We start from the raw sequence: 11,967 nt of genomic DNA on the forward strand, positions 1-11,967 counted from the left end.
ACTCTCTCTTTCCGGGTCGTGTCGTACGGGCGCCGGGCGCCGGCGGGCTCGTCGGCCCGCCGGCGCCCGGCGTTCGGCTTGCTCGGCCTCACCGGCTCACGCCGTGAGGTGCTTCTCCAGGTCGTCCAGGACCGCGTTGGCCGCGGTGACCCCGAGCCCGAGGTACCAGGTCTCGTCCGGGACGTCGAAGGCGTGGCCGTCCTTGACCGCCTTCAGGTTCTTCCACAGCGGGTTGCCCTGGGCCTTGGACTTGTCGGTGGCCTTGGGGTCGCCGTACACGCCGGTGAAGATGTAGTCGGCGTCGGCCTGGTCGATGTTCTCGGCGCTGATCTCGGCGGCCAGGTCCTCGATGTCCTGGTTCTTCGGCCGCGGGATGCCGACGTCCTTGAGGATCGTGCCGATGAAGGAGTCGTTCGCGTAGAGGCGGATCTTGCCCTCCGGCATGTAGCGCACCATCGACACGCTCGGCTTGTCGGAGCCCAGCTTGGTGCCGAGGGCCTGCGCCTTCTTCGCGTACGCGGCCAGGTTCGCCTTGGCCTGCGCGGTCTTGTCCAGCGCGGCCGCGTTGAGGAGGTAGTTCTCCTTCCACGTGAAGCCGGGGCGGATGGAGAAGACGGTCGGCGCGATCTGCGACAGCTCGTCGTAGGAGTCCGCGGCGCGCAGCTGGCTGCCGAGGATCAGGTCCGGCTTGAGCGCGGCGATCGCCTCGAGGTTGAGGCTGTTGATGGTGCCGATGTTCGCCGGCTTGCCGGCCTCGCCCTTGAGGTAGGACGGCAGTTCGGGCGAGCCCTCGGTGGGCGCGAGGCCGACCGGCTTGACGCCGAGGGAGACAACGTTATCGAGCTCGCCCACGTCGAGGACGACCACGCGCTTCGGCTGGGCCTTGAGGACGGTGCTGCCCATGGCGTGCGTGACGGTGCGCGGCCACTCGCCCGGCTTGGCGGTGGTGCCCAGGGCGGCGGTCTTCTCCGCGGCGTCCCCGAAGTCCTCGCCGCCCTGCGCGACGGACTTGGAGTCCTTGGACCCGGCGGTGGCGGAGGCGGCTGCGCTGCCCTCCTTCCCGTTGCTGCTGGACCCGCCGCAGGCCGCGAGGGACAGCGCGGCGGCGATGGCGACAGCGACGGCGGCTGTACCGCGGCGCCGAAGAGACATGTGGAGACTCCTGTACGTGGTTCACCTTTGAAGTATTAGGCGAGCCTAACCTTATGCGCTGCCTGTGTGCATCCCGCAACCGGGGGTCCGCCCCACGTCGTCTGCCGGCGCCGGAGCCCGCTCTTGGCCTGGTCTTGACCGGCTCTGGACAGTTACATCAGATTGATCAACCTACTGTTACTACATATGGATGCGAAGGCACTCGAAACCGGTGACCCGACCGAGGTCGGGGCCGCGTTGCGGCTGAGCGTGGGGCGGATCGCGCGGCGGCTGCGGCAGGCGCACGCCGTGGGGGACGTCACCCTGTCGGAGGTGTCGGTGATCGCGCGGCTGGACCGGGACGGCCCGGACTCGCCCGGGTCGCTGGCCGAGTTGGAGCGGGTACGACCGCAGGCGATGGCGACGACGCTGGCCGGGCTGGAGGAGCGCGGGCTGGTGAGCCGCAGCCCCGACGCCCACGACAGGAGGCGCGTCGTGATGACGGTGACCGGGGCGGGGCGGAAGGTGCTCGCGGACCGGCGCTCGGAGTCGGTGCGGCGGCTGGCCGCCGTGCTGGACGGGCGGTTCACCGCCGAGGAACGGCGGCAACTCGTCGACGCGCTGCCGCTGCTCGACCGGCTGGCGGAGGAACTGTGACCGCCACCCCGGCCGACGACGCGGGCCGCTACAAGTGGGTGGCCCTGTCGAACACGACGCTCGGTGTGCTCATCGCGACCATCGACGCCTCGATCGTGATCATCTCGCTGCCCGCCATCTTCCGCGGCATCGGCCTCGACCCGCTCGCCCCCGGCAACATCGGCTACCTGCTCTGGATGATCCTCGGCTACCTGCTGGTCTCCGCCGTGCTCGTGGTCGTGCTCGGCCGCCTCGGCGACATGTTCGGCCGGGTCCGGATGTACAACATGGGGTTCGCGATCTTCGCCGCCGCCTCGCTCGCGCTCTCCCTCGACCCGCTGCGGGGCGGAGGCGGCGCCCTGTGGCTGATCGGCTTCCGGATCGTGCAGGCCGTCGGCGGGTCGATGCTGACCGCGAACTCGGCAGCCATCCTCACCGACGCCTTCCCCGCCCGGCAGCGCGGCATGGCGCTCGGCATCAACCAGATCACCGCGCTCGCCGGACAGTTCCTCGGGCTGATCGCGGGCGGGCTGCTGGCCACCATCGACTGGCGCGCCGTGTTCTGGATCAGCGTGCCCATCGGCGTCGTCGGCACCTTCTGGTCGTACCGCAGCCTCCGGGAGACCGGCGCGCGCAGACCCGGGCGCATCGACTGGGTCGGCAACCTCACCTTCACCGCCGGGGCCGGCGGGCTGCTCGCCGCCATCACGTACGGCATCCAGCCCTACGGCGGCCACCCCACGGGCTGGACCAACCCCTGGGTGCTGGGCGGCCTGGCGGCGGGTGTGCTGCTGCTCGTCGTGTTCTGCCTCGCGGAGACCCGGGTCGCGGAACCGATGTTCCAGCTCGGCCTGTTCCGCATCAGGGCGTTCGCCGCCGGCAACCTGGCGGCACTGCTCACCGCGATCGCCCGCGGCGGACTGCAGTTCACCCTCATCATCTGGCTGCAGGGCATCTGGCTCCCGCTGCGCGGCTACGACTTCGAGCAGACGCCGCTGTGGGCGGGCATTTTCATGCTGCCGCTGACCGTCGGCTTCCTGGTGGCGGGACCGCTGTCCGGGTACCTGTCGGACCGCTTCGGCGCCCGGCTGTTCTCCACCACCGGACTCGTCCTCGTGGCGGCCTCGTTCGTCGGCCTGCTCGCCCTGCCGGTGGACTTCCCGTACCCCGCCTTCGCGGCGCTGCTGCTGGTCAGCGGCATGGGCCAGGGCATGTTCTCGGCGCCCAACACCTCCGCGATCATGGGCAGCGTCGCACCCGAACAGCGCGGAGTCGCCTCCGGCATGCGCTCCACCTTCCAGAACTCCGGGACCGCGCTCTCCATCGGCCTGTGCTTCTCGCTGATGATCGCGGGACTGGCCGGTTCGCTGCCGCAGACGCTGGAGAACGGGCTGCGGGCGAACGGCGTACCCGCCGGGACCGCGGAACAGGTCTCCGGACTGCCGCCGGTCAGCACCCTGTTCGCCACGTTCCTCGGCGACAACCCCATCGGCCACCTGCTCGGGCCCAGCGGGGTGCTGGCCACCCTGCCCGAGCACCAGGTGCGGATCCTCACCGGCACGGGCTTCTTCCCCACCCTCGTCTCCGGCCCCTTCCACCACGGACTCGTCACCGTCTTCGGCGCGGCCACCGTCATGGCCCTGATCGCCGCGCTCGCCTCGGCGCTGCGCGGCCGCCGCGACACCCCCGCGGGCAGCGGTCGCGGTGACGACACGAACGGCACCAGCAAAGGACAGCAAGAATGGCGCACAGCGCGCTCCTCGTGATGGACGTCCAGCGGGCCATCACGGACCGCTTCACCGGCGACGACGGCTACCTGCCCCGGGTGCGTGAGGCGATCGACGCCGCACGCGCCGCGGACCTCCCCGTCCTCTACGTCGTCATCGGCTTCCGGGCCGGGCACCCGGAGGTCAGCCCCCGCAACAGGACGTTCGGCGCGCTCGCCCGCGGCGGCGGCTTCGCCGCGGGCGACCCGGGTGCGGAGATCCACCCCGACGTCGCGCCGGCGCCCGGCGACGTCGTCGTCACCAAGAAGCGCGTCAGCGCGTTCGCGGGCAGCGACCTCGACATGGTCCTGCGGGCGGGCGGCGTCGACAGCCTGGTGCTGACCGGGATCGCCACCAGCGGCGTCGTCCTCTCCACCCTGCGTCAGGCCGCCGACCTGGACTACGCCCTCACCGTCCTGTCCGACGGCTGCCTGGACTCCGACCCCGAGGTGCACCGCGTGCTCACGGAGAAGGTGTTCCCGCGGCAGGCCGACGTCGTCACCGTGGCGGAATGGACCAAGTCCCTCACGCCCTGACCCGTATGGAGGAGGTCCGCCTCGATGGGACGGGACGCCTGTCGGAACGCGCATGTGACGATGGACCCCGCACGTGTCGATCGTCCTAGCGCATGGGGGCTGGGCCAGTGGATCCGGAACTCCGGGAACTCCTCGGACCGCCGCAGCGGTGGAGGCCTGCCGGTGCCGCCGCCTGGGCGGAGATCGAGGAGTGGGTCGGAGGCGCCCTTCCCGCGGACTTCAAGGAGTTCGTGGACGAATACGGCGACTGCATGATCCTGGAGTTCCTCGGCGTGGCGCACCCTGCCGGGTGGACGCCGCTGCTCGAGTGCATGAAGCAGGATCGCGAGCACTTGGCGGAGGTGGCCGACCAGTACCGGGACGCGCCGGCGGACTGCCCTTCGGCCCGGGGACAGCGGTCGGGTGGGGATACCACGACTACCACGGCGACCTGTGCTTCTTCCTGCCGAGGGAAACGGGGGAGTGGGCCGTGATGGTGGCGTTCCGGCAGTGGAGGAACGTGCTGATCGAGGAGGGCGGTTTCACCGCCTTCCTCACCGGCTTGCTGACCCGGAAGAGGGTTCCGGCGGGATGGCCGGTGGTCGAGCCCGTCTGGAAGTCCCTGGAGGAGTCCCCCGTCATCTGAGCCCTGACGCGGGCGGCCTCCGGCGGTCGCTCGCCCGGGCCCGACCGCCCCCGGCGCACCACGGTGCGCCGGGGGCGGTCCGCGTCAAGGTCCCCTGATACGCGCCGCAGGTCAGACCAGCGGCACGGTGCCCTCCGAGGACGCCGCGGCGGCGACGCGGCCGCGCAGGTCGAGGCGGAGCCGCAGGAAGTCGACGCCACCCGGGCCCGGGCGGCGGCCGCCCTCCGGGACCCAGCCCTGACGGGTGTAGAACGCGAGGGCGCGGCTGTTGCGCTCCCAGGCGTCCAGCAGCCCCGTCTCCAGGGAGGAATCGCGCAGGAAGCGCACGAACTCGGCGTGCAGCTGCCCCCCGACGCCGCGGCCCCAACGGTCCGGACGCACATGGATCCGGTGCAGCTCACCGCACGAGGGCGCGGCCTCCGCGCCCTCCTTGGGCGGCCCCATGGCCACCACGCCGACCACCTCGGCGTCCTCGACGGCGCACAGCACCGTCGTCGCGCTCGACTGGATGGCGTGCGCCCAGGTCGCGCGGCGGCGTGCCCACCCGTCGGGGCTGTCGATCTCTGATCCGGGCAGGCCGCCCGCCTGGTAGTACGCGGCACGTGCCTGCGTGTGCACGTCCACGATGGCCGCCAGGTCGCCGAACCGCGCCGGGCGCATCAGGGCTGGAGAAGTCGTCACCTCCTGTCAGACGTGCGCGATGTGGGACGGGTTCCCGGCGCGTCGGACCGCCGTGGCGGCCACCCGGAAGGTGGCCGCCACGGCGGCGCGAGCGGCTACGGCTGCGCGGTGACCGCGGGCACGTTGTAGCCGTCGACCCGCAGCTTCGGCCGCTTCGACGACAGCGCCCCGGCCGGCCAGGACAGCGTGACCGTACGGCTCTCACCGGGCAGCAGCCACAGGTAGTTGTCGCTGTACAGCGTCGGCAGTACCCGGTCGCCGCTGCGGGAGTCCAGCAGGGAGAGCCGGACCAGGGCGGCGACCGAGGAGCCCCGGTTGCTCACCCGCGCGGTCAGCCCGTGGCGGTCGCCCGACAGGTCGGTGTCCGTGACGTCGGCGGAGACCCGGGTCCGCGCGGCCTTGTTGAGCGCCTGCATGTGCTCGGGCTTGCGGTACCGCCAGTAGACGTTCTCCGACAGCACCTCGCCGTGCCGGTCCGCCAGCCGCAGCCGCAGCAGGTGGAAGTCCGGCAGGTCGTCCGTCCAGGCCACGGTGAACGCCTCGGCCTTCTCGGACGCCGCCACGTCCAGCGTGCCGCGCCGCTCCGCGGACAGCGGACGGCCGGACAGGTCGAGCAGACGGGCGGTGACCGTCGCGCCCTTCAGGGCCCGCGGCGTGTGGTTGACCGCCACGACCTTCCCACTGACCGGGTCGGCCTGCACGTGGACGGGCTCGGCGGCCTTGCGGACGCCGTAGTAGGCGCCGTTGACGTCGAAGTCGTAGTCGTACGTCTGCCACACCGTGCTGTACCAGGCGGGGTGCGACATCCACAGCATCAGGCCGGAGGCGTCCTCCCACAGCCGGCCGTTCCAGGCCTCGAACATGGCGCGGAAGTTCTCGTAGTTGACGAACTGCGCCTTGCGGGCGAAGTCGTCGAGGTCCTCCGCCGCACCGAGCCGGCCCTCGATGGCCGCGCGGTAGTTCTGCGGGGCCTGGTTGCCGCGGGTGCTCCAGTCGTGGTGGTACCAGACACCGCCGACCGGCCACTCGGGCTCGTCGCCCGCCATGCGCCGCATGGTCTCGGCGGTCGACACGACGGGCATGCCGATCTCGGTGTGGAACCCGAAGCTGCCGCTGCCGTACGTGGACGCGGAGTAGTACCGCTCGGGCTCCACCCAGCCGTAGGGGCCGCCGCCCGAGACGATGCCGCCCGCCGAGTTGTTCTGGTAGAGCAGGCCGGGCGCCTCGGCGCGCACCGCGGAGCGCATCCCGTCGTCCACCGGTCCCGGGGGGTTGCCCTCGTTGGCGCCGCACCACACCACGACGCTGGGGTGGATGCGGTAGCGCCGCACGGTGTCCCGCGCCAGGTCGAGGAAGGCCTGGCGGTTCGGCGGGTCCATCCCCCAGGCGTTGGGGAAGTCGTTCCACACCAGGATGCCGTGCTCGTCGCAACTGGCGTAGAACTCCTCACGGTTGCTGCTGCCGACCCAGTTGCGGATCATCGTGAAGTTCATGTCGCGGTGCATGCGCACGGCCGCGTCCATGCGCTCCGCCGGCATGCGGCGCAGCAGCTCGTCCCAGCCCCAGTTGCCGCCGCGGGCGAAGACGCGCACGCCGTTGACGCTGATCTTGAGCGGGACGGTGGAGTTGTCGACGGACTTCACGTCGGTCCAGTCGTCGCCGTTGTCGGAGACCTGGACGGTGTAGGTCTTCGCGTAGGCCTGCTCCCAGGTGATGACGACCCGGTCGAACCGGACCGGGGAGCCCAGGTCGACCCGGATCCACTGCTCGTCCTCGTACTTCGAGGACCAGCGGGTGCCCGGCTTGCCGTCGACCGCGTTGCCCGGCCCGCTGCCGTCGCCCTCGGAGGACGAGGCGGTGGCGTCCTTGCGCAGCGCCAGGTCGGTGCCGGGCGTGGCGCTGTCGACGACCGACAGGCCCCACATCGACGCACCCCAGCTGGTGGCGCGCGTGTGGCACAGGATCCGCAGGTAGCGGGCGGTGGTCGCGGCGAACTCCACGTCCTGCAGGCTCGCCGAGCCCGAGGTCTGGAAGGGCAGCGGGACGGCGGCGTTGTCCACGGACGCGGCGTCCGTCCAGTCGTCGCCGTTGTCGGAGACCTGCACGGTGTACGTCTCGGCGTAGGCCTGTTCCCAGGTCACGACGACGCGGTCGAAGGAGACCGCGGAGCCGAGGTCGACCCGGATCCACTGGTCGTCCTCGAACTTCGAGGACCAGCGGGTGCCCGGGTCCCCGTCCGTGACGTTGCCGGGACGGTTGTTCGGGTCGTCGGTGGAGGAGGCGGTGGCGTCCTTGTGCAGGGCCAGGTCGAGGTCGGGCACCATGCTGTCGGCGACCGACAGGGACCACATCGACGAGCCCCAGTCGGTGGCCCGGGTGCGGCACAGGACGCGCACGTAGCGGGCGGTCCTGCGGGTGAACGTCACCGTCTGGGCGTAGGCGTTGGAGCCGGACTGGAACGTCAGCGGCACGTCGTACTCGTAGCCGAACTGGCGCATGCCGAAGCGCGTGGTGCGCCGGTCGCTCTCCTGTCCGGCCACGGAGGCGGTGAGGGTGAGCCGGTGCAGCTCCGGTTCGCCGTAGCCGTTGGGCCACCACAGCTTCGGGTTCCGCACGCGCAGCTTCGGGTCGGAGGCCGGGTCGAAGACGACGTCGGCGCTGCCGCCCCCGGGCACGGTGACCGTGCGCTGCACGCGTACGTCGCCGAACGCGGCGGTGACGGTCACGGACCTGGCGTCCGCGGCGGCGTTGCGGACCGGGACGACGACGGTCACCTCGGCCGTGCCGGTGCCGGGCAGGTCCGGCAGGACGGTGTCGACGCGGGCGTCGCCGAGGACGGCGTCGCCGGTGGAGCGCAGGCGTACGTGGTTCCAGATGCCGGCGGCCCGGTCGCGCACGGCGGGCATCCAGTCCCAGCCGGAGGAGGCCAGATAGGTCGGCGAGTTGCGGTTCATCATGTTCGCGCCGGCGTCGACGAAGGCGAGCCCGGCCGGGCCCTTGTCGCCGGGACTGCCGGGCAGCGGCATGGGGCTGATCCGCACCGCGAGGGCCTGCGGGCCCTCGGCGGCGAGCAGCGCGGTCACGTCGTAGGCGGCGCGGGCGAAGGGGAAGGTGAGGGTGCCGGCCTGCTTGCCGTTGAGCCAGACCTCGGCCTCGTGGTTGACCCCGTCGAACTCCAGCCAGACGCGGCGTCCGGCCCCGGTGCGCAGGCCCTTGGGCAGGCGGAACTCGCGGCGGTACCACCAGGAGTGACGGGAGAGCGCCTCGGGGACGTGCAGGTTGGCGAAGCCGGCGACCGGGTCGGGCAGGTGGCCCTCGGCGACGAGCGAGGACAGCACGGTCCCGGGCACGACGGCCGGCAGCCAGGCGCTGGTGTCCACGGAGGGCGCCGACAGCTCGGCGGCGGTGCCGCCCGCCCAGTCGTCCATCGTCAGGTCCCAGCCGGACTCCAGCGGGACGGTGCCGTCGTCGGCGACCTCCAGGGCCGGGGGCGTGCGGTGGTGGGTGCCCCAGTCCGTCCAGCCGGTGGCCTCGGGGCGCCTGCCGCGCGGGGTGCCGTACACCTGGAGGCCGTTGAGGCCCAGCGGGTTGGCGTTGGAGCGCTTGGTGACGGTCATCCGCACCCAGCGGGCGGTCACGGGCTTCGCGAGCGCGATCTCCACCACCCCGCCCTTGCCGTCGTCGGTGCGGTGCACGACCGTCCACGACTTCCCGTCGCGGGAGGTCTCGATGACGAAGGCGACCGCGCAACTCGACAGGATCTCCTGCCCGGTGGTGTTGTCGCGGGGGTTGCCCCCGGTCCCGGGGGTGAACGGCGGGTCGTCGGCCGTCGCCTCGAAGGTGAGGCGGACCGACTCGACCTCGCACAGGGCCTCGAGGTCGACGGCTATCCACTGGGGGTCGCCGTCGGCGGCCCGCCATCCGGAGCCGCGGACGCCGACCCGGTCGAGGCCGTCGACGGCGAACTCGGCCGGTGTGGGGGCGTAGTCGGTGGAGGACACGGTGACCGGGCGGTACGCGGCGAGTTCGCCCCGGGACCCGGCCGGGTCCGAGGGCCGCGCGTGCGCGCCGGCGGCGGCGGGGAAGGCCATGCCGAGCCCGAACCCCGCGAGGAGGGTGGAGCCGGTGGAGAGGACGGTGCGACGGGAGGGCAGGGCGGACATATCCGGCATGAACAGCGGCTCCGTTCAGGGATGTTCAATGACGAGACGGCCTGGCATCATGGCGATGACAACGTTGCCATCGCGATGACAACGTTGCCGAACATGCACCCGCCGGGAAGAGCCTGTCAAGGTTTTGGGCACCCGCGTTCCGGGATTCTCCTAAATTAGGAATACATATTGACATGAGTCGGGCTTCGCGTCAGAGTCGTTGGTCCGTCCGCGCCGGAAGCCGTCCGGGATCGGGGGTGTCGCCCGCCGAGTGGTCGTCAGGGACGCCCGTACGACCGGGAGAAGGAGGCTCGTGCTCCTGGGCGGGCGGGTTCCTCCGGGTCGCCGCTCGACACCTACGTGCCGCGCACCGGCACCGCCGGTGGTGACGCGGAGGCGTACGTCGACGCGTTCCTCCGCGAGGCGCACGACGCGGGCGCGCCGCTGCGCGGCTTCCGCGGGGGCTTCACGTCGTACGGCGGCAACCCGGAACGCGGCGCCCGGAACCGGCCCCGCCCCACCCGAAGTCACCGCGCCCGACGAGAGCCCGGCCCGCCTGCCGGGCTCTCGTCAGGTGCCGACTGTGCGGCGACTCGGATCCCGCCCGTCCCCCGGAGGGGTGCCGCCTACAGGCGCTCGCCGCCGGTGGCGTCGATGATCTGGCCCGTGATCCACCGGGCGTCGTGGGAGGCGAGGAGGACGACGACGTCGCCGACGTCGGCGGGCTCGCCCATGCGCCGGAGGGCGCGCTGCGCGACGACGGCGGCCATGGCCTCGGAGTTCCCGCGCAGCCAGCCGGCGTTCATGTCGGTGTCGGTCGTGCCGGGGCGGACGGCGTTGACGGTGATGCCGCGGGGGCCGAGGTGCTGGGCGAGCGGGAGCGTGAGGGCTTCGAGGGCTCCCTTGCTCATGGTGTATCCGATGATGCCGGGGAAGGGGACGCGGGTGGCGCCCGTGGAGATGTTCACCACGCGCCCGCCGTCGGCCAGGCGCGGCAGGGCCGCCTTGATGATCAGGAACGGCGCGGTGGTGTTGATCTGCTGCAGGCGGACGAGGTCCTCGGCGGAGGTCTCCTCGATGACGCCGTTCACGACGATCCCGGCGTTGTTCACCAGCACCCGCACGGGCGCGTCGCGCAGCGCGCCCGCCGCCGCGTCGTAGGAGGCCCAGAAGGCGGTGCCGGTGTCGGGTTCGGCCAGGTCGGCGGCGAAGGAGAACGCCGTGCCGCCGGCCGCGGTGATCTTCTCGACGACGTCGGCCGCGGCAGCCGAGTCCTGGCGGTAGTGGACTGCGACGGTGTAGCCCTCGGCGCCGAGGCGGCGGGCGACGGCCGCCCCGATGCCGCGGCTGGCGCCGGTGACGACGGCGATGCCGCCGGACTCACGGGCGTCGAGCGCTTCGATGTCGCGCAGGTCGGTGTCAGGCATGGTGTCCTGTGTCCTTCCGTCGCCCTGGATCGGGCGGTACTGGGTGCTGATGACGTGCGAGGCCCCCGCACTCCGGTCGCGGCAGCCGTCGGGGAGGGAGAACCTCGGCTTCGCGACTTCTATTCCGACCGGAATAGAAGTCGCGGAGCCGGCGACGCGAGCCGCGCCGCACGCGGCGGGGGAGCGCCGACGGCAGGTGCCGGTGCGCGGAGACGGTGACGGCCGTCGCGCGCGCGAACCGCGCGCGCAGGACTTCTATTCCGATCGGTACGGAATCCTGTCCGGCCGCTGCCCGGGTGGGGAGTACCCTGCACGCATGGCTGGTTCGCGGAGCGTGGTCATGGGTCGGCCTCGGGAATTCGATGTCGACGAGGCGCTTGAGCGCGCCATGCGGCTGTTCTGGGAGCAGGGGTACGAGGGGGTCAGCCTCACCGATCTGACCAGGGCCATGGGCATCACGAAGCCGAGCCTGTACGCGGCCTTCGGCGACAAGAAGGAGCTGTTCCGCAAGGCTCTGGCGCGCTACACCGAGGGCCCGGGCGACTACGGGACGCGTGCCCTCGAGGAGCCGACCGCACGAGGCGTCGCCGAGGCGATTCTCCGCGGTGCGGTCCGGACCACGACGAGTCCCGGCGGCCCCGCGGGATGCCTGGGCGTGCAGGGCGCGCTGCCGTCGAGCGAAGCGGGGCAGCCCGCGCACGACATGCTGGTCGAGTGGCGGAACGCTTCGGCCCTACGCGTCGAGGAGCGTTTCCAGCGGGCTGTCGACGAGGACGACCTGCCGCGCGACGCCGACCCCCGGCGACTCGCCCGGTACGTCATGACGGTGGCGTTCGGCATCGCCGTCCAGGCCACCGGCGGCCTCGGGCCCGACGAACTCGCGGACGTCGCCGACATGGCACTGGAGTGCTGGCCCCCGACGGGCGTGTGACGGACGCGGCGTTCCGGCCGGTACCACGCAGCCGGATCCGACCGGTCGTGAGGCGCGGGCGCCGCCGGACACGGTGGGACGGC

10 protein-coding genes are annotated in these 11,967 nt (G+C 72.1%); 6 read left to right on the plus strand and 4 right to left on the minus strand.

The genetic code is table 11. From position 1 onward, the window contains the following. Window positions 1-96 precede the first annotated feature (96 nt). Window positions 97-1,152, minus strand: coding sequence for an ABC transporter substrate-binding protein (locus ACFZAU_RS02170; protein ID WP_500550663.1), 1,056 nt, complete (start codon window positions 1,150-1,152; stop codon window positions 97-99). A 186-nt stretch (window positions 1,153-1,338) separates the two neighbouring features. On the opposite strand from ACFZAU_RS02170, the gene ACFZAU_RS02175 reads away from it, so the two are divergent. The 5 genes from ACFZAU_RS02175 (at window position 1,339) to ACFZAU_RS02195 (ending at window position 4,694) form a co-directional block, all read left to right on the plus strand. Next, window positions 1,339-1,788 carry a MarR family winged helix-turn-helix transcriptional regulator gene (locus ACFZAU_RS02175; protein ID WP_500550664.1) on the plus strand — a complete coding sequence of 150 codons (450 nt, stop codon included), beginning with the start codon at window positions 1,339-1,341 and terminating at the stop codon, window positions 1,786-1,788. Then, window positions 1,785-3,533: an MFS transporter gene (locus tag ACFZAU_RS02180; RefSeq protein ID WP_500550665.1), complete on the plus strand. Its 1,749-nt coding sequence runs from the start codon at window positions 1,785-1,787 to the stop codon at window positions 3,531-3,533. The genes ACFZAU_RS02175 and ACFZAU_RS02180 overlap by 4 nt, the downstream gene beginning before the upstream one ends. After that, the gene (locus ACFZAU_RS02185) at window positions 3,509-4,069 is read left to right on the plus strand and encodes a cysteine hydrolase family protein (RefSeq protein WP_500550666.1); all 561 of its coding nucleotides are present in this window, start codon (window positions 3,509-3,511) and stop codon (window positions 4,067-4,069) included. The genes ACFZAU_RS02180 and ACFZAU_RS02185 overlap by 25 nt, the downstream gene beginning before the upstream one ends. Before the next feature lie 107 nt (window positions 4,070-4,176). Beyond that, window positions 4,177-4,542, plus strand: a complete 366-nt coding sequence (locus ACFZAU_RS02190) for an SMI1/KNR4 family protein (protein WP_500550667.1) — start codon at window positions 4,177-4,179, stop codon at window positions 4,540-4,542. Beyond that, on the plus strand, window positions 4,539-4,694 hold the full coding sequence (locus ACFZAU_RS02195; protein ID WP_500550668.1) for a hypothetical protein: 156 nt from the start codon (window positions 4,539-4,541) through the stop codon (window positions 4,692-4,694). The genes ACFZAU_RS02190 and ACFZAU_RS02195 overlap by 4 nt, the downstream gene beginning before the upstream one ends. A gap of 111 nt (window positions 4,695-4,805) precedes the next feature. On the opposite strand, the gene ACFZAU_RS02200 is transcribed toward ACFZAU_RS02195, so the two are convergent. From ACFZAU_RS02200 to ACFZAU_RS02210, 3 genes are all read right to left on the minus strand, one after another. Then, complete coding sequence (locus ACFZAU_RS02200) at window positions 4,806-5,375, minus strand: GNAT family N-acetyltransferase (protein ID WP_500550669.1); 570 nt, start codon at window positions 5,373-5,375, stop codon at window positions 4,806-4,808. Between the two features lie 95 nt (window positions 5,376-5,470). Beyond that, entirely contained in the window at window positions 5,471-9,547 is a 4,077-nt protein-coding gene (locus ACFZAU_RS02205) for a discoidin domain-containing protein (RefSeq protein ID WP_500550670.1), read from the minus strand. Between the two features lie 605 nt (window positions 9,548-10,152). Beyond that, window positions 10,153-10,953, minus strand: coding sequence for an SDR family NAD(P)-dependent oxidoreductase (locus ACFZAU_RS02210; RefSeq protein WP_500550671.1), 801 nt, complete (start codon window positions 10,951-10,953; stop codon window positions 10,153-10,155). Between the two features lie 316 nt (window positions 10,954-11,269). On the opposite strand from ACFZAU_RS02210, the gene ACFZAU_RS02215 reads away from it, so the two are divergent. Then, window positions 11,270-11,884: a TetR/AcrR family transcriptional regulator gene (locus ACFZAU_RS02215; RefSeq protein WP_500550672.1), complete on the plus strand. Its 615-nt coding sequence runs from the start codon at window positions 11,270-11,272 to the stop codon at window positions 11,882-11,884. The last annotated feature ends 83 nt before the right edge of the window (window positions 11,885-11,967 follow it).

The sequence above is a fragment of the Streptomyces sp. NPDC008238 genome, from assembly GCF_042956445.1.
In the GTDB taxonomy this organism is placed as follows: domain Bacteria; phylum Actinomycetota; class Actinomycetes; order Streptomycetales; family Streptomycetaceae; genus Actinacidiphila.

Coding starts and splice junctions, on each gene's coding strand:
- ACFZAU_RS02215 (WP_500550672.1), top strand. CDS start 11,270: ATGGCTGGTTCGCGGAGCGTGGTCATGGGTCGGCCTCGGGAATTCGAT.
- ACFZAU_RS02205 (WP_500550670.1), bottom strand. CDS start 9,547: ATGCCGGATATGTCCGCCCTGCCCTCCCGTCGCACCGTCCTCTCCACC.
- ACFZAU_RS02175 (WP_500550664.1), top strand. CDS start 1,339: ATGGATGCGAAGGCACTCGAAACCGGTGACCCGACCGAGGTCGGGGCC.
- ACFZAU_RS02170 (WP_500550663.1), bottom strand. CDS start 1,152: ATGTCTCTTCGGCGCCGCGGTACAGCCGCCGTCGCTGTCGCCATCGCC.
- ACFZAU_RS02210 (WP_500550671.1), bottom strand. CDS start 10,953: ATGCCTGACACCGACCTGCGCGACATCGAAGCGCTCGACGCCCGTGAG.
- ACFZAU_RS02185 (WP_500550666.1), top strand. CDS start 3,509: ATGGCGCACAGCGCGCTCCTCGTGATGGACGTCCAGCGGGCCATCACG.